Origin of the sequence: Galactobacillus timonensis (assembly GCF_900240265.1) — a bacterium.
In the GTDB taxonomy this organism is placed as follows: Bacteria; Bacillota_I; Bacilli_A; order Erysipelotrichales; family Erysipelotrichaceae; genus Bulleidia; species Bulleidia timonensis.
Genome location: NZ_LT964740.1, coordinates 273,965 through 294,775, shown reverse-complemented (window position 1 = coordinate 294,775; position 20,811 = coordinate 273,965). Strand labels below are relative to the sequence as shown.

The window sequence follows — 20,811 nt, the reverse complement described above, 5'->3', positions numbered from 1 at the left end:
AAGGGTTGAATCATGAATGTAATTAAGAGAAGCGGCGAAGAAGTTGTTTTTGATGCACAGAAAATCTACAACGCCGTCCATAAGGCAAATGAAGCGACAGTCATCGACAAGCAGATGAAGCCGGAGCAGATTCAGCGGATCACGGACAAGGTGAGCGGTGAGTGTGCGGCGCTGGACCGTGCGGTCGCGGTCGAAGAGATTCAGGATATGGTCGAAGAAGCGATCATGGCTGAAGGCGCTTATCAGGTCGCCCATAATTACATTACCTATCGTTATGAGCGTGCGCTGGTGCGCAAGGCCAATACGACGGATGAGAAGATCATGTCCCTGATCGGACGCACCAACGAAGAGGCGAAGCAGGAGAATTCCAACAAGAATCCGACTGTCAATTCGACGCAGCGTGACTATATGGCCGGCGAAGTGTCGAAGGACATAACGCGCCGCTTCCTTCTGCCGCAGGACATTCTGGATGCCCATGAGAAAGGCATCATTCATTTTCATGATGCGGACTACTTTGCGCAGCCGATGTATAACTGCTGCCTGGTAAATCTTGAGGATATGCTCCAGAACGGTACGGTCATCTCCGGCACCAAGATTGAGAAGCCGCACAGCTTTGCGACAGCCTGCAACATTGCGACGCAGATCATTGCCCAGGTCGCTTCCAACCAGTACGGCGGCCAGACAATTACCCTGAGCCATCTGGCACCGTTCGTTGACATTTCGCGTCAGAAGTACCGCAAGGCAGTGGCGCAGGAAATGGCGGAAGCTGGCGTTGAAGTGGATACGGATAAGATCAACGCAATTGCGGAGCAGCGCGTCCGTAAAGAAATAACGACCGGTGTTCAGACGATTCAGTATCAGATCATTACGCTGATGACGACCAATGGACAGGCGCCGTTTGTGACCGTGTTCATGTACCTGGATGAAGTTCCGGAAGGACAGACGCGGGAAGATCTTGCAACGATCATCGAAGAGATGCTGCGTCAGCGCTATCAGGGTGTTAAGAACGAGAAGGGCGTCTGGATTACGCCGGCGTTCCCGAAGCTGATCTATGTTCTGGATGAAGACAACATTCATGAAAACAGCAGGTATTACTATCTGACGAAGCTGGCGGCTGAGTGCACTGCGAAGCGCATGGTTCCGGACTATATTTCGGCAAAGATCATGCGTCAGCTGAAGGGCGATGTGTATCCGTGCATGGGATGCCGTTCCTTCCTGACTCCGGACCGCTTTACGGACAATGGCTGGAAGAATGAGGAACATGCCCTCAATTCCAATGGCAAACACAAATACTATGGCCGCTTCAACCAGGGCGTTGTGACGATCAACCTCGTTGATGTCGCATGCTCGTCTGGCAAGGATATGGACAAGTTCTGGAAGATCTTTGATGAGCGTCTTGATCTGTGCTACAGGGCACTGATGATCCGCCACAACCGTCTTCTCGGGACGCCATCCGATGTGGCTCCGATTCTGTGGCAGTATGGTGCCATTGCCCGTCTTGCCAAGGGTGAGACGATCGATAAGCTTCTCTACAACGGTTATTCGACGATTTCCCTGGGCTATGGCGGTCTCTGTGAGTGCGTCCGTTATATGACGGGCCTTTCCCACACGACTCCGGAAGGCGGAAAGTTCGGTCTCGCCGTTATGCAGCATCTGAACGATGCCTGCGCAAAGTGGAAGGCTGAGACGAACATCGACTTCTCCGTCTACGGTACGCCGATGGAGTCGACAACCTATAAGTTTGCCAAGTGTCTGCAGAAGCGCTTCGGCATCATTCCGGGTGTAACCGACAAGAACTACATCACCAATTCCTATCACATCCATGTGCAGGAAGAGATCAATGCCTTCGATAAGCTGACAAAGGAGGCAGCGTTCCAGCAGCTTTCTCCGGGCGGAGCGATTTCCTATGTCGAAGTTCCGAATATGCAGAACAACATTCAGGCAGTTCTCGCTCTGATGAAGCATATCTACAATACGATCATGTATGCGGAACTGAATACGAAGTCCGACTACTGCCAGGTGTGCGGCTACGATGGCGAAATCCAGATCGTCGAAGATGAGAACCACAAGCTGATCTGGAGGTGCCCGAACTGCGGCAATACCGATCAGTCGAAGATGAATGTCGCACGACGTACCTGCGGCTACATCGGCACCCAGTTCTGGAACCAGGGCCGTACGGCTGAGATCCGGGACCGCGTCCTGCATCTGTAAGACTGCAATTCCGGTCTCTGAAATCCCGACCTGAAAAAGACAGGTTCCAGAAGACCGGGGATTCAAAAATCTTGTTCAAATTTCATTGAAACCTCCTGTCATCTTTCGGGATTGCAGGAGGTTTCTTGGACTGAAGACGTTTCTTTTCCCGAAAACTGCGGGCATCCAGTAGCCTGTACGGTGCAAACATGGAAAGATTACTGCAGTACGATGGAATAACAACTCAGGAGGCTGATCGTATGTATTACGGAAACATCAAGAAGGACGATATCGCAGACGGTGAGGGGGTACGCGTCTCTCTGTTTGTCAGCGGCTGTACGAATGCATGCAAAGGCTGCTTTCAGCCGGAAACATGGGACTTCTGCTATGGAAAGCCGTACACGGAAGAAACGGAGCAGGAGATTCTCGCTGCCATGGACCATCCCTGGATTGCCGGCTTCACATCGCTGGGCGGAGAACCGTTTGAGCCATCGAATCAGGAGGTCCTCGTCGGTTTGTTCCGCAGGATTCATGAAGTATATCCGGATAAGACCATCTGGTCCTATACCGGTTTTGTCTATGATCAGGATCTTGTGCCGGGCGGCCGGCGCTATACCGGTGTGACCGATGAAATGCTCGGTTATCTCGATGTTCTGGTTGATGGTCCGTTTGTGCTTGAAAAGAAGAATATTTCACTTGCCTTCCGCGGGTCTGAAAACCAGCGTGTCATTGACATGAAAAAGACCCTCCGCGAAGGGAAGGTCGCTCTTTATATTGATGATCTTGCGGCGGTGAAAGCGAAGTACGACAATCACACCGCCGGCTGATCTGTCACCGGGATACCGAGGAAGTTGACACTGATGTCACTGGGGTCGTAGTCCGTAATCAGACGGACCGCTTTCTGAAGGCTTTGCGCATACAGTTCCTCATAGCTGCTTGTATCGATGCCGTTTGGATCGATGAGATTTGTATACGGCTGATGATCCGTATTCAGGATTACGCAGTCATTCTTGTCATTGAGCATCAGTGCCGTCAGTCCATGGGGCTGCCGCAGGAGCTTTTCCATACTTCCTGCAAAGCGGTACTTGGCATTGGAAGGCCGCAGCATCGCCATACTGCGTGCAGTATCCGGCGCCGCCTTCTGCAGTTTCTTCAGCGGCAGATCCAGATGGAAGATCTCCAGAAACATATTGTGAAGACAGGTGCCGATCTCATCGGCATCTTTTTTCGGTGCCTTCAGCCAGTGGTCCGCATCAAAGTCTTCAATCGTCCGGTGTTCTTTGGCAAGTGTATAGACATCAAGCTGTGACTCAATGCGCACATGCCACACGCCATGCGGCTCACCTTCTTCTTTGGACATTTTTTCCGCGAAGGCTTCAATGATCGGATGACAGATGGAATCCATCGCATAATGACAATAGAACCCGTACAGATAGCTGCGCAGAATATCGTCATCGGCATGGTCCCGCATCCAGGTCATATAGGGCAGTGGACGGGCGTCATGGAGCAGATTGCCGTATTTCTTGAGGGTCCCGGGAAGTATGCTGAAGCTTGTATAGAACAGAAGGTCCGGGCCTTGCGATCCCAGGAAAAAGGCGGGGCGGTCCGCAATCTCAAAATCTCTTGGCAGATTGCGCAGCACGTCACGGGCAAATTCGATGTGTGTCGTCGCAGCCGGCATTCAATTCTCCCTTACCTGGAACAAAGGTCCCAGCGAATATTTGAAGATGGTTTCCAGAATCTTGGAATAATGCTCACTCCACTCGAGGCTTGCACAGTATTTGTCCGCCCGCGAAACGATCCAGCCTTCCCGTGTACGCGGAAGGGTCGGTGCCGTCGGAAACATGTGGTTGGCGATGCAGTCTTCCATCACATCATCGACAGGGAACCAGTGCTTTGCGTTGGCCAGGGCTACCTGGGGATGAACGACGCTGTGGCGCCCCGGAATCGGAGCCTTTTCACGGTGCGAATCATAAAGATAGAAATCATGGAGCAGAGCACCCCGCGTACAGGAAACATAGTTCAGCTTCCGCCGCTTTGACATGCAATAGGAATACCACGCCACATTCAGACAATGCTGGTAGCGCGTCGAAAACATATGGTGACGGTAATGCTTCAGCTTCTGGAACTCCGTATTCTGAACGATATCCTGAACGATATCCAGAAACTCCATTGCGTCTTCATCGGAAACATCCAGCAGCGTGTTACGCGAGCCTACAATTCTTGTCATTACTTTCCTTTTCTGCCGTAATAGGCATCAAATACTGCCTTCATCCGGGCCGCCAGTCCTTTTACCTTCTTAACCGGCAGGGAACATACGGCGACGCGGATGCCCTTGTTTACTTCGACAGTATAAATGTGGGCATTCATCAATGCATCATGAACCGGATCAAGATCCTCAGGATTCTCTACCTTTACTGTCACGAAGAAGCCTTCCTTATAGGGCCAGCAGGGAAGATTGCATTCTTTTGCTTCCTGAAGGAAGATGCCGGACCGTTCACGCAGAAGATCAATATAACCCTGCTTCTCCTTCAGATAGGCATCCAGTCCCTCGCTTGTGAGCCAGACGAATTCTTCCATGGCCGCATTGGGAATGGAAGACCAGGTTGCCCGGGCCGTCTTTTCCATGACGATCTCCATGGCACGGACATCTGCCTCATTCTTTGCAACGGCAACAGCGGCACCACACCGCAGACCATATGCCGTCATCGTCTTCGAGCAGGAGAAGGCAACGACGATCATCACGTTACCCGAGATCTCATTGAAGTGATTCATATAGGCCCGCATCTTCGGGTTGTAGGCATAGTCAATGTAGGCAATATCATCGATCAGAACGATCGGCGTCTTCTTTCCTTCTTCATTAAGAAGGGCGATCAGATCCTTCCACTCCTGGTCGCTCATCGAGTAGCCGGTCGGATTGTGGCAGGGGTCATTGACAACGAGGGTCACATGGTCCTGTGTCTTCTGAATGGCTTCAATCTCTTCTTTGACGCTGGCGAGGTTGAAGTGATCGCTTTCAAACATCGTATAGCGGCGGATGGAGATGTTGTTCATGGCCGCCATCAGGGAGTAGGAACCCCAGCAGATATCCGGAATCAGAAGGGTATCGCCTTCTTCCAGCGTATTGCGGATAGCCATGAAGTCGGCGCCGGATCCGCCCGGTGTCGCGATGACGGTATGTGGCAGGTGCATTTCCGTTCCCTGGAACACCCAGGAAGCGACAGCCTTGCGGAAATCATTGTTGCCCGTAAAGCTGGCGGCGTATTTTGCCTTATGAATATGGGAAATCGAATCGTAGTGATCATAGACACTATCATATGCGACAAGCTGACCGTTCTCATCATAGAGGGAACCGATCGTTGCGTTGCAGGTCGAAGGATCCTGATCCTTTGCGGCGGCAGCGGCGACGACGAAAACGGTATCTTTAATCGGCTTCAGTGAGGTACTCTTTCGAACAAATGACATATGTTCGGCCTCCATTCTCTTTTGCCTGAAATTATAGCACCGGATGCTATAATTCGATTATGCCTGAAAATGAGAAAAACGGACTCTCATCTCTGTTTAAATTTCTGATCGTTCTGGCTCTGGTGATCGGCGGAACTTCGCTGACGATGAACCTGCTTTCAATGCGTGTTGAACAGCAGGCCGGCATCGAGACGCCGGAGAGCGAATACTGGGTCCCGCAGGAACAGGCTGCCAGCATCGCTTTTCTTGCGGCAGGAAGTGCGCCCGGAAACAGTACGGAGCAGCTGGGCGGTCTGCCGTTTCTCTCCAACTATGATCTTTCCGCCTATTCCGCAGATCTTTCAAGCGGCGGCACCAATTTTATTGAAACAGCTTCGGGCAGCGGTCTTTCGCTGCTTTCACTTGCCCAGCCCGACTTCAATGTTCAACAGCTTCCGACGCTTCTTTCATCGCTGGATGACAAGGGCATCGGCTATGCCGGCATGAATGTTTCGACATCGCGTCAGAATCAGCTGTATACCGTCTCGTATAACGGTATTGATATCGCTTTTCTCAGCTATACGGACGGGGTGAATGAAATCATTCCCGATGCCGAATCCTATCTGGTCAATGTCTATGACGATGAAAAGACGCCGCTGCAGGTTGCCAAGGCGGCGGGCCAGGCGGATGTGATCGTTGTTTATATGACATGGAGCGGGGCAGACGGTGCGATGCCTACCCAGCGCCAGCAGACGATCGCAAATGCGCTGGCATCGGCCGGCGCATCAATCATCATCGGCAACAGCGGCGGCATTCAGCCGGTTTCCTGGATTGACGATACGCTGGTGTACTACGGTCTTGGAAGTTTCTGCCCGGAAGAAGGTGATGCCGGTGCTCTTGGCGTCGTTACGATTACCAAGATTACGACGGGTATGAAATCACGGATCGAGCTTACCAATCCCAAGGCCGATTTCATCACCGGGTCAGAGGCGGGACCGGTTCTTGTATCGCAAAGCAGTCTGAGCGACGAAAAGAAAACGGAACTGAACAACCGTTACAGTTCCGTAATCCTTTCGATGGATGACAGTACGCGGATCGGCGGTCTGGAATAGCTGCGATTCACGTAATCAATTTTTCGATGGCTTCTTCTTGAGGACGATTTCTCCCGGAATCAGTCCTTTTTCTTTCAGCACAGGTCCAAGCAGTGAAAACAGGGCCGCAAACATTACAATCTGGAAGGGAAGATAGATCGTATTCTTGATCAGGCTGCGTACAAAGTAATAGTAGTAGCCCTTGGAATAAAGCATGGCCGACCAGAGCGACCCCATCAGAACATTGATTCCATAGTTGGAAATGATCTTGGCAGCCGTGATCCTTCCCCAGCCGACCCGCTGCCCGTAGAAGAAGAGGCCGTACACCAGTTCACCCGCCATGGCGGTCAGCGTATAGCCGGGAAACCACGGACCGGAGGGAAACAGCAGGAACCCGACGATATCCGTCACGGCTCCCGATACCATTCCCGCAGCGGGACCGATCATCATCGCCTCCAGTCCGACTAGAAGGAAGGTGATCGAAAGGTGCAGATTCTCGCTCAGAGGGATGTAGAAATTGCCTACAACAACCTTCAGAGCGATCATCACCGCCATCAGCGCAAGATACCGCGTCTGCCGCAGTTTGGCCGCAGAAGAATGAAACATCATACGAAAATCCATAGAAAAAAGCTCCTTTCTCGATTCACCCGCTGCGTGAATGGAAAGACGCCTGCATGCACGTTCAGGGGCAGAATCAGCGACCGCAGACAACGACCTTGCCTTTCGTCCCTCAGACTCCTCTAATGCCCGAGAGCACTTAACGCCGCAGATCCTTTCTTGAAAATAACATAGTCTTTTGCCATGGTCAACGATGGCACAGTCTTCTGTGATATAATTTTCAATGGAATGAAAAAAATCGCATTTGCAGTTACAAATGAAGATATTGATTTTCATCAAACGCTGCTGGAACACGGCGCTGATGAAGTTGTCTATGCCCTTAACGGCTGCGCATTCAGCGGCCTCTGCGGGTTTGATCTGGACCAGGTACAGAATCTTGATCACTGCTCCATTTTATGCACCCGTCTTTTTCCGCAGGACCAATTGGAACAGCTGAAACGGCTGCTTGACGCCATCACGGAAACAGAGATCCGCCATGTCTATTTCTCGGATCCGGCCGTTGTTGAACTTGCGGATGAACAGCTGAAGCCAAGACTCCTGTATCGCCCCGAAACACTGGCCACCAACGCGCTGGACGCACGCTGGTGGATGGAACAGGGCATCGGCGGCGTATCTGTTTCGCCTGTTCTTACAATCAATGAAGTCGAAGACATCCTGAAAAAGTGCCCGGATTGCGAAGTAACCATCCATGGACATCTTCTTCTTTCCGCCTCCCGCCGCCTGCTTTTGTCTCTGTATGCCGAAGAAGCGGGGCTGGATCCGCAGATCACTGGACACAATGACCTCTCACTGAAAGAAGAGAAGAGGGATTATGAACTTGGCATTTATGAAAACGGCTGTGGCACGTTCATCTACAGCGATTTTGTACAGGAAAGCCTCGGCGATGTCGTAAAGTTTGCTGCCGATGGAGCAGACCGCTTCTTCATTGACAGTGTTCGTTTATCACATGAAGAAACCGTATCCGCTCTGGATGCCTATCAAGCGGTTCTTCAGGGCGCTGACGCAGCCAGGGCAGCGCAGGCGCTGAAGGATGCGTTTGCCGCCACACACTATACCGGGGGGTTCTATGGACAGAAAACAATACTCTGAACATTCCGTGGAACTATTGGCGCCGGCTGGCGATCTTGCGCGGGCAAAGACAGCGATCCGCTTCGGCGCAGATGCGGTGTACCTTGGCGGTCAGCATTACTCGCTGCGTTCGCGGGCATCCAACTTTACGATGGATGAAATCCGCGAAGCGTGTGCCTTTGCCAGGGACCATCATGCCAGCATTCATGTGACGGTCAATGAAATTCCTCATGAAGAGGATTTCGAAGGCCTCGAAGACTATCTGATCCAGCTGCAGGATGCCGGCGTCAGGGCAATTATTGTTGCCAGCCCTTCCATCATGGCTCTTTCCAAACGTGTCGCCCCGCGTCTTGAGGTGCACTGCAGCACCCAGCTCAGCGTCACCAATTCCGCCGCCGCACGCTATCTGGTCCACTCTGCCCGGGTGGATCGCGTCGTGCTGGCCAGGGAATGTACGCTGGACGATGTGCGCGTCATTACGGCTTCGTGTCCTGTCCCGACGGAAGCCTTCATTCATGGCGGCATGTGTGTCAACTATTCCGGCCGCTGCACGCTGAGCAACCGGATGACGCTTCGCGACGCCAACCGCGGCGGCTGCGCCCAGTCGTGCCGCTGGAGCTATCGTCTGATGGAGGGAAATGCCTGTCTCAGTGACGGACATCCCCTGATGACCATGGGGTCGAAGGATCTGATGGCTGCCGAAGAGATCGAACAGCTGATCGCTGCCGGAGTCGCATCCTTCAAGATTGAAGGCCGCATGAAAACGGAATATTACGTCGCCGGTATCGTGTCTGCCTATCGGCATCTGATTGACGAAATTCTGAACAGCGACCGTCCATTGCCCCGTCAACGTCTTGCCTACCACACAGGTGAAATTCTCAAGACCGTCAACCGCGAAACCTGTCCCGGCTTCTATCAGGGCGTGGAAGGTGCCGGCATCATCACGCATCCCATGAACAACGACAGCGTCAATCACTCGTTTCTGGGCACAGTAACATCGTATGATCCTGAGAAGCACATCGCCTGGATCGAGACACGCAACCCCTTTGATGCGGGTGACAGGGTGGAGATTATGGCGGCCGGTGCCGATAATCAAAGCTTCGTTCTGGAAGAACTTTTTGATGAAAACGGAATCCCCGTCGGTTATTCCAGGGTACCGATGGCCGCCATCGGCATCCGCATTCCCTTTGCCGTACATCCGGGGGACTACCTGAGGAGGGACGAATGATTCTCGAAGGAATGATTGCCGTCAAGGCCGCTGTCCTTTCGAAGCACTACGCGATCGAAGCAGTGTATATCGACAAGGACAAGCGGGACCATGATACGGCGTTTCTGATCCGTGCCTGCAATGAGGCTCAAATCCCCGTTCAGCGGGTCAGCCGCCGCGAGATTGACGGGATGACGACCGGCAGGACCCATGGCGGAATCGCTGCCAGCGCCGATCACCGCAGTTACCAGCAGCTTCCGGATTGTCTAAAGAAGCCGGCTCCCTTTGTGGCACTGGCCGAAGGCGTGGAAGATCCGTTCAATCTTGGCTATCTGATGCGGGCGTTGTACTGTGCCGGGTGCGATGGTCTTATCCTGCGTCCGCGTGACTGGTCGCAATGCGAAGCGACAATTCTCAAAAGTTCGGCCGGCGCCGCCGCATGGCTCAATGTGGTGCTGATGGACCCGGAAGAGGCCGTCAGCCAATGCAGAGAATGTGGTCTAACGGTATATGCCGCGATGCGCAAGAATGCAATACCATATACCGAAGCCGATTACTGTAAGCCGGTGCTGTTATGCATCGGCGGCGAAATGCGCGGACTGAGTCAGGCCGTGCTGAAGCAGTCGGATCAGAACATCTATATTCCCTACGGCAGTGATTTCCGCAATGCGCTCAATGCTTCGGCCGCAGCCGCAGTGATCGGCTTTGAAGTGCTTCGTCAGCGCAGCGTAAACGATATAAAATAGGACAGTCAAGACAGAAAGGCAGAGAAGGCAATGAAAGAAGCGTACTATTTCCACGATGATACGGTAATTATGAATTACTCGATGGTCTACTATCGCAAGACCAGTGAACTGATCGGTTCCCCGATGTTCCGGGAGTTTCTGACCCTCTACCTGCAGTACCTGGAAAAGGCTCACTACGAGCTGTATAAATGGCTCCATGCCCAAAAGAAAACTGAAGGGGAGCTGGAAGATGAAATCGTCAAGGTCATGCGCTTCCTGATGGTCGTGGATCCTTCCGAAGTTCATGATTATCTGCTGGAAAACAGAGCTGAGTTCCTGCAGACCATCGAAGAGGCCTACAACTTCTGGCGCAAGCTGCAGCGTGTATCGCTTCTGTTTACACACAATGAGCGCGGCTACCAGCTGCAGAATTTCCTTGAGGCGGACAACCGCCAGAACGATCTCGTCCTCGAGGTTTACCGTACCGCCGAGGAGCGTGTCCGCGGCTCTGTAAACAAGGTGTACCGTCAGCTGCAGGCCGGCACCAATGCCTCGCTGCTGCTGCAGTACTATGACTGGCAGATTCCGCAGGGCTATGAAGGACTCAGGTCGATTCCGTTCATTACCCAGGCTTTGATCCGTACGCCGTTGATTCTGCATCCAAAGTCCAACAAGCGTACCAATACCTTCACGGAAACCAATGTCAATCCGGCGATCGGATTCACGGATCCGGGGGAAGAGTGGATCTGCTATCCGGCACGGATCGGTGAGCTGCTGGTGTTTGCCTATTTCCATCGCAACTATATTTCCTCTGCAGTTGCCATGGCGAACCTGTTCGAACTTGCTTCGCCGGCCGAAGCGATGGGCAAAAAGCCGGATGCCATTGAACTGTTCGGCGTCGAGGATGGAACGAAGGATACCGTCTTCTATCACGATGATGTAAATCAGATCTGGGTCGGCAAAGTGTCTGCAGCCCCGGAGATCGATTACTTCGGCTATACCAAGAAGGCGCTGCTCACGCTGCACAACCTGGCGATGATCGAGCGCGGCTGGCTGCCGATTCACGGCGCCATGGTCAATATCTATCTCAAGGACGGGACCAAGCGCGGTCTCATGTTCATGGGCGATTCCGGCGCCGGAAAGTCGGAGACGATCGAAGCTCTTTCCAATATGGCTGACGATCTGATCGATCATCAGGAGACGGTCTTCGATGACATGGGAACGCTGCATCTGGACAAGGATGGTCACATCCGTGCCCAGGGTACGGAAGTCGGCGCCTTCGTCCGTCTCGATGATCTGGACAAGGGCACTGCCTACAAGGACATGGACCGTTCCATCTTCTTCAATCCGGAAAAGTCCAATGCCCGTGTCGTTCTTCCGGCCAGCGGCTATGATGTTGTGACGACGGACCAGAAGGTCGATATCTTCCTGTACGCCAACAACTATACGGACAAGCGGGGCATGCACCTGTTTACAACGAAGGAGGAGGCGGAGCCGGTCTTCATTCAGGGCAAGCGCTTCGCCCTCGGTACGACGCAGGAGAAGGGGCTGTCAACAACCTTCTTTGCCAATCCGTTCGGCCCGATGCAGAAACAGGAGAAGTGCCGCGTCCTGATTGACCGCATCTTCTCGGCTCTGTTTGATCAGGGCATTCCGGTCGGCGAAATCTATACGTGCCTCGGTCTTCCGGACAAGGGCGATCACGGCATTGAAAAAGCAGCGGAAGCCCTCGTGAACTTCGCACTGCTTGGAAAAACCGAAGAATCAAAAAAATAACTGTTGATAAAACACCGACCGGCATGACGCCGATCGGTGTCTTTTTACTTCATCATTCAAGGATAAGATTTCTCAACAGAACAGCTTCAACAATGACGATCGCCGGAATGCCGACCACAAAGTACCATTTCCGGGTTTTGTGGTGAAACAGGTACATACCCACCCAGGCACCGATCCCGCCGCCGATCAGGGCACTGAGAAACAGGGTGGCTTCCGGAATGCGCCAGCGATGATGTACCGCCCGCGACTTGTCGACCCCGAACAGAATCAGGGCAGCGATATTGACGATCACAAGATAGATTCGCATGAACAGCATCATAGCACATTGCACGCTGTGCTAAAATCGAGCCGTGGAACGCATAGAATCGTTGACCAACCGGAACGTAATCCGCTGGAACAGGCTTCATGAAAAAAAGGGCCGCGACGAAGCCGGCCGTTTTCTTGTGGAAGGAGACCATCTGATCACGGAAGCCATGAAGGCGGGTGTCGTGGAGACGATCATCACGGACGATGACGCTGATTTTCGTTTTCCCCATACCGTATCTGTATCCGCGGCGGTCATGAAGAAGCTGAGCCGCAATGTATCGGCGGTTCATCATATGGCTGTATGCCGGATGAATGAACAGGCGATCGTGAACAATCATCGTCTTCTGCTGCTGGACGGGATTCAGGACCCCGGAAACCTTGGCACGCTGATCCGGACCGCTGTTTCGTTTTCCTTTAACGGCATTTATCTTTCGCCTGACTGCTGCGATGTCTACAACGAAAAAACGATCCGCTCGACGCAGGGGGCTCTTTTTACGATTCCCTTTGTTCGAACGGATCTTGAAGATGCGGTTTCCAGGCTTCAGGATGCCGGCGTAACTGTCTATGCAACGGCTTTGGACGCTTCGATTCCCTTTGGTGAAGTTCAGGAAGGCAGTCAGATGGCATTCATCCTTGGCAATGAAGGACAGGGCGTTCATCCCAGGCTTCAGAAGCTTGCGGATCAGCGCATCCGCATCGAGATGCAGGGCTTTGAGTCGCTGAATGTTGCCGTTGCCGGCGGCATCGTGATGTACCGCTTCCGGGTTCAGTAGAATTTATATTCGAACCTTCGTTCGTCGGGATCGAGGGGCAGCTGTTCTTCGATCAGATGGTCGATGCGGATCCAGCGGTTTTCGGACTGAATGGCGGCCTTGAAGCGTTCGATGTCAATCGCTTCTCCCTGCACATAGATTTCGACATCACCGGTTTCAAGGTTCTCAACACTTCCGGTCAGATTGAACTGTCTTGCGTACATGGCACAGGTGCCCCGGAAACCGACACCCTGAACCCGTCCCTGCGCAAGCATACGATAGCGTTTCTTCATAGCATCACTGTAGCAGGATTGGAGATGAAATAGCATGTTTCTGCTGGCAAATAAAACAAATTTTGATCAGAGCTGGGCACAGGATTCGGTCGGTGAACTGCTGTATCCCGGCATGAAGGTCGGCATCCTTCCGCTGAGTGAGGATGAGGGATGGGCCTCGGATGCCATGGCCTACCGCGACCGTTTTTCCTCGGATAACGAATATCTGGAAGATATCAGGCGCCCGTTTCATGCCTATGGCATTCCTTCTTCGGCCCTGACGATGCTCGACTTTCATGATGGTCTGATCGGTGGTGTCAGTGATTTTGACGCTCTGTGCCTGATCGGCGACGATCCGGATGCCTGCATGAATGCGATCTTTGATCAGGGTCTGGAAGAGATTGTCAGGAACTATCAGGGTCTTGTCATCGGAATCTCGGCCGGTGCCGAAATCCTGTGCGACAGCTTTTTTCCGCTGCTGGAGGAAGAAAGCTACGAGTTTCATACCGGTCTTGATCTGTTCCATGGCGTCGATATCATGACTCATTATGAAGAAGATGCTTGGCATCTTGGGGCCATCATCCGGCGTCTTGAGGATGCGGGACGTCCCCAGATCATTCTTCCGGAGAACGGGGCGGTGATTCTGGATGGCGACCATTTTGATCTTCTCGGGGATGCCTTTGTGGCAGATGTCCCGGATTTAAACGAAATCTACAGTTTGTATCAAAGCATGATCGGCTGATTCTGCTATGATTCCGATGTAAAGGAAACGTTGTATGAAGAAAGTGCTCATTATGGTTAACCTCGTTGCAGGTACGGGGAGGGCTGCCTCGCTGCTGCCGGAAGTGCTGAACGGATTGGCGTCAAGGAACTGCGAAGTGACGGTATATCCGATCAATCCCGAGGCACATCTCAATGCCGAAGAGATCCTGAGGAAAACGGAGGGACGCTTTGACACGGTGCTGTGCATCGGTGGGGATGGAACATTGAACCATATGATCAACGGCATGATGGCACTTTCCCACCGCGTTCCCTATGCCTTCATTCCGCTTGGCAGCTGCAACGATTTTTCGAAAAGCCTGTATGGCGGAGCGGATCCGACGGTCGCGGACATCATTGGTGCCGTCACTTCCGGTTCTCCTTTTTTCTACGACATCGGCCGTTTCAACGAGCAGTACTTCAACTATGTGGCAGCGTTTGGCGCCTTTACGGATGTCAGCTACACGACGCGTCAGGATCTGAAGAATGTGTTCGGCTATGGCGCCTATGTTTTGAATGCGCTTGGTACTTTGCCCAATGGCCTTTCGACCCGTCTTCATGCAAGTGTGACCTGTGATGAGGGAACGGTTGAAGGGGACTATGCCTTCGGCGGCATCTGCAACTCCCGCTCGGTCGGTGGCGTACAGACGCCATGGCTTGCGGATGCACTGCTGACGGATGGAAAGTTTGAACTGATTCTTATCGATGCGCCGAACGATATCTTTGAGCTCAACGAGGTTGTTGCCGGACTGCGGCGGGGCGATACAAGCAATCCGCATGTGCATCTGTATCAGGGATCGCATTTCCGCTTTGTCTTTGATCAGGATGTCGCCTGGACGCTGGATGGCGAAGATGGCGGAAAGGTTACCCGGGCGGATATCAATGTGGAAGCCGGGGCAATTGCCGTTATGTTCAAAAACAAATAGCCACCTCTGGCAGGATTTGCTAGAATTGTGGCGTAAAAGCGATCACGAAGAGACATGCCGCCGTGAAAACGGATGAGAGAGGGATTCGGATGGTGAAAGAATCCTGCCGGGATAACGGAATGGTTTCACTCTTCCAGCGGGATTAATCCTCTCCGGGCGATTTCCGTTACAGAATCAAAATCAAGGTGCACGCGCTGCTGCGTGAACCAGGATGGTACCGCGTTACTGACGTTCCTGGATATGATTCGGGAACGTTTTTTATTGGAGGAAGGTATGACGACAGAAGAATTGCAGTCACAGGCAGTCAGGGAAATCGAAGCTGCCGGAAATCTGGAAGATCTCAAGAACATCCGCATCAAATATCTTGGCAAGAAGGGCCTTGTCCAGGATCTGATGAATGCGATGCGCGAGCTTCCCAAGGAAGAGAAGCCTGCCTATGGCCAGAAGGTCAATGTGTGCAAGCAGGCGATCGCAGGCGCTCTGGACGAGCGTCAGAAGGCATTGAGCGTCCTTGAGCTCAATAAACGCCTGGAAGAAGAGAAGATCGACATTACGCTGGCTGGCGATCAGCGCACGTACGGAACGATGCATCCGCTGATGATGATCCAGCAGGAGCTTGAGGATCTGTTCATCGGCATGGGCTACAAGGTTGCCGAAGGTCCGGAAGTGGAACAGGATTATTATAACTTTGAGCTTGCCAACATTCCGAAGGACCACCCGGCACGCGATATGCAGGATACCTTCTACATTGATCCCAATACGCTGCTGCGTACGCATACGACAGCCATTCAGATGCGTGAGCTCGAAGCGGCGCACGGTCAGCTGCCGATCAAGCTGATCTGCCCGGGCAAGGTGTACCGCCGCGACGACGATGACGCGACCCATTCGCATCAGTTCATGCAGTGTGAAGGTCTGGTCGTTGGCGAACATGTGACGCTGGCGGATCTCAAGGGAACGCTCAAGTTCATGGCGGACCGCATGTTCGGTGAAGGTCGCCAGATCCGTTTCCGTCCTTCCTACTTCCCGTTCACGGAACCGTCGGTGGAAGTCGATGTTTCCTGTCCGTTCTGCGGTGGCAAGGGCTGCTCCATCTGCAAGGGTTCGGGATGGATCGAAATCCTCGGCGCCGGCATGGTACATCCGCATGTGCTCGAGATGAACGGCTTTGATCCTGCAAAATGTTCCGGCTTCGCCTTCGGCGTAGGTCTGGAGCGTGTTGCCATGCTCAAATACGGCATCGATGATATCCGCAGCTTCTATACCGATGACAAGCGTTTCCTGAAGAATTTCAACCGGTTTGACTGAGCGGGAGGTGGACTGACATGAAACTGAGTTATAACTGGATTTCCAAATATGTAGATCTCAACGGTGTCACGCCCGAGCAGCTGGCTGAACGCATGACCAATGCCGGCCTGGAAGTGGAAGGCATTGAACGTCTGGCAGATGCGGACGGTCTTGTCATCGGCGAGGTCATGGAATGCGAAGATGTGGAAGGTACCCATCTCCATAAGACGCAGGTCAGAATTTCGGATACGCAGACGCTGCAGATTGTCTGCGGCGCACCCAACTGCCGCCGGGGATTGAAGGTCATCGTCGCCACGCCGGGGGCACGTCTTCCGGGCGGCGTGATTGAGGCGCGTCCGCTTCACGGCATCGAATCCAACGGCATGTTGTGTGCTCTGTTTGAGCTTGGCGTTGACAGGAAGACGCTGCGTCAGGAACAGATCGACGGCATTGAAGAGCTGCCTGCCGATGCACCGGTAGGTGAAAAGGATGTTCTGAAGTATCTCGGCCTCGATGATGTGATTCTCGATGTGTCTTTGACGCCGAACCGTGCCGACTGCTCGGCGATGTGGAACATGGCCGTGGAAATCGGCGCCATTCTTCACCGCAATGTAACGCTGCCGCAGTGCAAAGGGGCGGCGAAGGAAGGTTCGCCTTCGGATTTCAAGGTTGCCACAAAGACGGACAAGTGCTCCTGGTATCTCGGCAAGGTCATCAACCATGTCAAGGTTGGACCGAGCCCGAAATGGATGGCTGACTGTCTGCGTGCGGCAGGCATGAATTCCATCAACAATCTGGTTGATATCTCCAACTTTGTGATGCTTGAGACCGGGCAGCCGATGCATTTCTATGATCTTGCCAAGCTGCCGGTTCATGAAATCACGGTGGCCGATGATCGTGAGCTGACGATGACGGCTCTCGATGGTGCACAGTTTGAAATCAAGAAAGGCGATCTCTTGATTCTCAACGGCGATGAGCCGACCGGAATCGCCGGCGTCATGGGCGGCGAAGAATCGATGATCGATGAAAATACGAGCGGTCTTTTCCTGGAGGCGGCGCATTTCGATCATGCCTCGATTCGTCATACGTCGATTCGGCTGAACCTGATCACGGAAGCGGCAGCGCGCTTCACGAAGGAAATCGATATGACCGCCTGCCAGCGTGCGATGGATCGTGCCGTTCAGCTGCTGAAAGAATACGGCGGCGCCGACGGTATTGAGGAAACGGTGGAAGCGGGTCATTGTGATTACAGGCCGCTTGTCATCAAGGAGACGCTGTCGCATTGCAACGGCCTGCTCGGGACATCCTTTACGATGGATCAGATGGCGGAAACGCTGAAATGGCTGCATTTCAAGCCGGAAGTGGATGGCGATACGGTTACCTGCCACATTCCAAGCTGGCGCATTGACATGGAAGGGCCGGCCGATGTGGATGAGGAAGTCATCCGTCTGCTCGGCTTTGATTCGCTGGGCTATACGCTGCCGCAGCTGACGGCGACGGTTGGTCAGCTTTCGCCTGCGCAGCGTGCGCGCCGCAAGGTACGTTCCGTGGCGATGGCTTACGGTCTGAATGAAATCGTGACCTATACGCTTGTATCAAAGAAGTATGCAAAGGATACTTCCAATCCGCTTGGTGAAGCAATTGATCTTGCGATGCCGATGAGCGAGGCACGGACAACGATTCGTACGGGACTGATGAATTCCGTTCTGGAGTGCGTGCAGTACAATGAGGCGCATGGCAATACGGACAATAATTTCTATGAGATTTCCACGGTCCATGCCAAGGGCAGAAGGGATGAGCGTCTGGCTATCGTTCTGGATGGAAAGGTGCTGAATGATCCGCTGCATCATCTGGATCGCAATGGCGATTTCTACAGTCTCAAGGGGATTCTTCTGGATCTGTTGCAGGGATTCGGCATTGCGGGTGCCCGTCTTGACGTTAAGCCCAATGGGAAGGATACGGTTCACTATCATCCATACCGCAGTGCAGAACTGTGGCTGGATCATCAGTTCATCGGCCTTTTCGGCGAAGTTCATCCGACCTATGCGGCGCAGTTTGATCTGAAGCGGGTGGTATACGCGGAGGTGAGCCTGGAGGCGATCTACAATGCCAAAGTCGGCCACGTACGGTACGCTGCGCTGCCGAAGTTCCCGGGCGTGGAGCGTGATATTGCGGTTGTCGTTGATCGTAAGACAACGGCTGAAGAGCTGCTCAACTCGATCCGCAAAGAAGGAAAGAAGATGGTTGCTTCGGCAGAAATCTTCGATATCTATGAGGGCGCAAATCTTCCGGAAGGCATGAAGTCGGTCGCTCTCCATGTGGTATATCAGGCGGATCATACGCTGCGGGATGCGGAAATCGATGCCGTCCATTCGGCGATCGTTGAGCGTCTGAAGAAGGATCTGGGTGCTCAGCTGCGGGCCTGATACCCGGGAAAATGGGATAAACCCGTTCACAGTACGAATTCAGAAAAAAGGGGCTGTAACAGTTGAATGACTGTTATGGCTCCTTTTTCGGCGGTCTGATGTTAAAGAAGTTCAAGAAAGTTGAAATCCATGTTGATTAAATACATGCTTGCATGTATAATTAAGGTATGAAAAATGCTGATCTTGTTTTCGAAGGACCCGATCAGCGCACTTATTATAACGCTGTTCAGCTGGCCCTGCCTCTTAATCTCTTTATCAAAGTGCCTCAGGATGACACCCTTTATTCGTTTCTCGGTGCGGTGAAAGGAGTGAACTTCAGCCGTTATGTGAAACCAATCCGTTCGAATAACTCCCGCAGTCATGACAGAGGTATGCTCGTTAAAGTCATTCTCTTTGCCTACATGAATCGCATTTATTCCCTGGAAGATATCGTCCAGCACTGTCGGACCGATATCCGGTTCATCTATCTCTCTAATCAGGAAATGCCCAGTAAAATGGCCTTTTCGCGTGTGATGAATCAGCTCACTGAATCCATTGACAGCCTCATGAAGGATCTCAACCTGGATATTATCAACGAGACTGGAATTGATCCGAACACTCAGTTCGTAGATGGCACGAAGATCGAGGCGAATGCGTACAAGAATTCCTTTGTTTATAAGAAACGAATTCTGAATGCACGTGCAGATCTCTTCCGCGATATTACCAAAGCGGTCACCTCACTGAATCTCGCTTATGGGTACTATTACGAAACCAAAGTGAGATACTCTGCTTTGGAAATATGGTTCATCGTTCAGTATCTGATGGATGTCATGGTTCATGAAAACATTCAAATTCAGTACGGAAAAGGAAAGCGCAAGTCAGACATTCAGAAGCGGTATGATCTTCTGCTTGGCTACGCAATACGGCTCAGCGGCTATGAGACCTGGCTTTCTATCATTGGTGACAGGAACAGCTGCTCAAAGACGGATCATGATGCGACCTTCATGGCTACCAAATGGGATTATTACAACCGTTCCGGTGTAACACGCCCCTGCTATAACTGCCAGATCGCCGTTTCAGAGGGATTCATTGTAAACAGCGATATCTATCAGACGCCTGGAGATACGGTCACCTGGGAACCATTTATGGAGCGATTCCACAGCTTATACGGTTATTATCCCAGGGATCCGACGGCTGATGCCGGATATGGAGGTTATGACAATTATCTGTATAACATCCGGCATGGAATAAATCTGGTTCAGAAGTTCCCGATGTACGGCAAGGAACACGACAGAATGTTCAGGAAGAATCACCCATTTAATACATTCAACTGGGGTGTTGATAAAGATGGCTATCGGATCTGTCCGAATGGAAGAAAGTTCGATCATTATGACGGAGACAGAAGTTCAATTTCACGGGCAGGAAATCTGACCATTCTGCAGAATTATTCAGAGCCAAAACATTGCGAAGGCTGTCCACTGAGAGACAAATGTATACCGAAGTACAACAAGCGTGGATATCGTCAGAACAGCGTGAATGTTGTGGGTGAAGAGCTGAAAGCGGAAGCCAGAAAACAGCTGGATTCAGAGAAAGGAATCGAACTGAAAACCAAGCGCAGCGAGCAGGCGGAAGGTGCCTTCGGAGTGATTAAGGAAGACATGAGATTTACCCGATTCCATAGAAGAGGAATGAAAAACGTAAAAATGGAATTTCTTCTGGTAATCATGGGATACAATCTCCGCAAATATCACCACTGGCGTCTGACTGTGAAGAAGCCAGAGCAGAATTCACTGATGAACTAAAGCGAAAGACAGTAAGAAATTTTCATGGAACTAACAAAGATGTTTTTAATGCGTGCTGATTTGATACCGTCAGCCGCTTTTTCATATTGCCGGAGAATGAATGCTCGAGCACTATCATTCACCATGCAAGAAAAGGGGCCGTAGCAGCCTGAGCAGATTCTAAATATGCTCAAACTGTTACAGTCC

19 protein-coding genes and 1 riboswitch are annotated in these 20,811 nt (G+C 52.3%); of the genes, 13 read left to right on the top strand and 6 right to left on the bottom strand.

Features of this window, described 5'->3' with window-relative positions:
- The first annotated feature begins 12 nt into the window (after positions 1 to 12).
- Complete coding sequence (gene nrdD, locus C1714_RS11815; RefSeq protein WP_102343442.1) at positions 13 to 2,211, top strand: anaerobic ribonucleoside-triphosphate reductase; 2,199 nt, start codon at positions 13 to 15, stop codon at positions 2,209 to 2,211.
- A 239-nt stretch (positions 2,212 to 2,450) separates the two neighbouring features.
- Complete coding sequence (gene nrdG / locus C1714_RS11810) at positions 2,451 to 3,017, top strand: anaerobic ribonucleoside-triphosphate reductase activating protein (protein WP_102343441.1); 567 nt, start codon at positions 2,451 to 2,453, stop codon at positions 3,015 to 3,017.
- Here nrdG and C1714_RS11805 read toward each other — a convergent pair.
- The 3 genes from C1714_RS11805 to C1714_RS11795 are packed head-to-tail and all read right to left on the bottom strand — an operon-like array spanning position 3,002 to position 5,655.
- Positions 3,002 to 3,871 carry a zinc dependent phospholipase C family protein gene (locus C1714_RS11805; RefSeq protein ID WP_102343440.1) on the bottom strand — a complete coding sequence of 290 codons (870 nt, stop codon included), beginning with the start codon at positions 3,869 to 3,871 and terminating at the stop codon, positions 3,002 to 3,004. The two genes, nrdG and C1714_RS11805, sit on opposite strands and share 16 nt — an antisense overlap.
- A complete protein-coding gene (locus tag C1714_RS11800; protein WP_102343439.1) occupies positions 3,872 to 4,420 on the bottom strand; it encodes an HD domain-containing protein in 549 nt (182 codons plus the stop codon).
- Entirely contained in the window at positions 4,420 to 5,655 is a 1,236-nt protein-coding gene (locus C1714_RS11795; protein WP_102343438.1) for a pyridoxal phosphate-dependent aminotransferase, read from the bottom strand. Before C1714_RS11795 ends, C1714_RS11800 begins: the two co-directional genes overlap by 1 nt.
- A 59-nt stretch (positions 5,656 to 5,714) precedes the next feature.
- Here C1714_RS11795 and C1714_RS11790 point away from each other — a divergent pair, with 59 nt between their 5' ends.
- Positions 5,715 to 6,746 (top strand): CapA family protein, encoded by a 1,032-nt coding sequence (locus C1714_RS11790; RefSeq protein WP_102343437.1) that lies wholly within the window; start codon positions 5,715 to 5,717, stop codon positions 6,744 to 6,746.
- Between the two features lie 15 nt (positions 6,747 to 6,761).
- Here the strand turns inward: C1714_RS11790 and C1714_RS11785 are convergent, their stop codons facing one another.
- Positions 6,762 to 7,346, bottom strand: coding sequence for a folate family ECF transporter S component (locus C1714_RS11785; protein ID WP_167850054.1), 585 nt, complete (start codon positions 7,344 to 7,346; stop codon positions 6,762 to 6,764).
- 60 nt (positions 7,347 to 7,406) lie between these two features.
- A riboswitch (THF riboswitch) is annotated at positions 7,407 to 7,507 on the bottom strand.
- Between the two features lie 64 nt (positions 7,508 to 7,571).
- On the opposite strand from C1714_RS11785, the gene C1714_RS11780 reads away from it, so the two are divergent.
- The 4 genes from C1714_RS11780 to C1714_RS11765 are packed head-to-tail and all read left to right on the top strand — an operon-like array spanning position 7,572 to position 12,119.
- Complete coding sequence (locus tag C1714_RS11780; RefSeq protein WP_167850053.1) at positions 7,572 to 8,432, top strand: U32 family peptidase; 861 nt, start codon at positions 7,572 to 7,574, stop codon at positions 8,430 to 8,432.
- Positions 8,410 to 9,639, top strand: a complete 1,230-nt coding sequence (locus tag C1714_RS11775) for a peptidase U32 family protein (protein WP_102343435.1) — start codon at positions 8,410 to 8,412, stop codon at positions 9,637 to 9,639. Before C1714_RS11780 ends, C1714_RS11775 begins: the two co-directional genes overlap by 23 nt.
- Positions 9,636 to 10,364, top strand: coding sequence for a TrmH family RNA methyltransferase (locus C1714_RS11770; protein ID WP_102343434.1), 729 nt, complete (start codon positions 9,636 to 9,638; stop codon positions 10,362 to 10,364). The genes C1714_RS11775 and C1714_RS11770 overlap by 4 nt, the downstream gene beginning before the upstream one ends.
- A 30-nt stretch (positions 10,365 to 10,394) precedes the next feature.
- Positions 10,395 to 12,119 carry a phosphoenolpyruvate carboxykinase (ATP) gene (locus C1714_RS11765; protein ID WP_102343433.1) on the top strand — a complete coding sequence of 575 codons (1,725 nt, stop codon included), beginning with the start codon at positions 10,395 to 10,397 and terminating at the stop codon, positions 12,117 to 12,119.
- Between the two features lie 52 nt (positions 12,120 to 12,171).
- On the opposite strand, the gene C1714_RS11760 is transcribed toward C1714_RS11765, so the two are convergent.
- A complete protein-coding gene (locus C1714_RS11760; protein ID WP_245305125.1) occupies positions 12,172 to 12,426 on the bottom strand; it encodes a DUF1294 domain-containing protein in 255 nt (84 codons plus the stop codon).
- A 43-nt stretch (positions 12,427 to 12,469) separates the two neighbouring features.
- On the opposite strand from C1714_RS11760, the gene C1714_RS11755 reads away from it, so the two are divergent.
- On the top strand, positions 12,470 to 13,198 hold the full coding sequence (locus tag C1714_RS11755) for a TrmH family RNA methyltransferase (protein WP_245305124.1): 729 nt from the start codon (positions 12,470 to 12,472) through the stop codon (positions 13,196 to 13,198).
- On the opposite strand, the gene C1714_RS11750 is transcribed toward C1714_RS11755, so the two are convergent.
- Positions 13,192 to 13,470 carry an acylphosphatase gene (locus tag C1714_RS11750; protein ID WP_167850052.1) on the bottom strand — a complete coding sequence of 93 codons (279 nt, stop codon included), beginning with the start codon at positions 13,468 to 13,470 and terminating at the stop codon, positions 13,192 to 13,194. The two genes, C1714_RS11755 and C1714_RS11750, sit on opposite strands and share 7 nt — an antisense overlap.
- Before the next feature lie 34 nt (positions 13,471 to 13,504).
- On the opposite strand from C1714_RS11750, the gene C1714_RS11745 reads away from it, so the two are divergent.
- The 5 genes from C1714_RS11745 to C1714_RS11725 all read left to right on the top strand — a co-directional run bounded on the left by C1714_RS11745 (position 13,505) and on the right by C1714_RS11725 (position 20,625).
- Complete coding sequence (locus tag C1714_RS11745) at positions 13,505 to 14,191, top strand: type 1 glutamine amidotransferase family protein (protein WP_102343431.1); 687 nt, start codon at positions 13,505 to 13,507, stop codon at positions 14,189 to 14,191.
- Positions 14,192 to 14,225: 34 nt separating this feature from the next.
- Positions 14,226 to 15,134 (top strand): diacylglycerol/lipid kinase family protein, encoded by a 909-nt coding sequence (locus tag C1714_RS11740; RefSeq protein ID WP_102343430.1) that lies wholly within the window; start codon positions 14,226 to 14,228, stop codon positions 15,132 to 15,134.
- A 273-nt stretch (positions 15,135 to 15,407) separates the two neighbouring features.
- Positions 15,408 to 16,439, top strand: coding sequence for a phenylalanine--tRNA ligase subunit alpha (gene pheS, locus C1714_RS11735; RefSeq protein ID WP_102343429.1), 1,032 nt, complete (start codon positions 15,408 to 15,410; stop codon positions 16,437 to 16,439).
- A gap of 17 nt (positions 16,440 to 16,456) precedes the next feature.
- Positions 16,457 to 18,844: a phenylalanine--tRNA ligase subunit beta gene (gene pheT, locus C1714_RS11730; RefSeq protein ID WP_102343428.1), complete on the top strand. Its 2,388-nt coding sequence runs from the start codon at positions 16,457 to 16,459 to the stop codon at positions 18,842 to 18,844.
- A 167-nt stretch (positions 18,845 to 19,011) separates the two neighbouring features.
- Positions 19,012 to 20,625: a transposase gene (locus C1714_RS11725; protein WP_102341520.1), complete on the top strand. Its 1,614-nt coding sequence runs from the start codon at positions 19,012 to 19,014 to the stop codon at positions 20,623 to 20,625.
- The last annotated feature ends 186 nt before the right edge of the window (positions 20,626 to 20,811 follow it).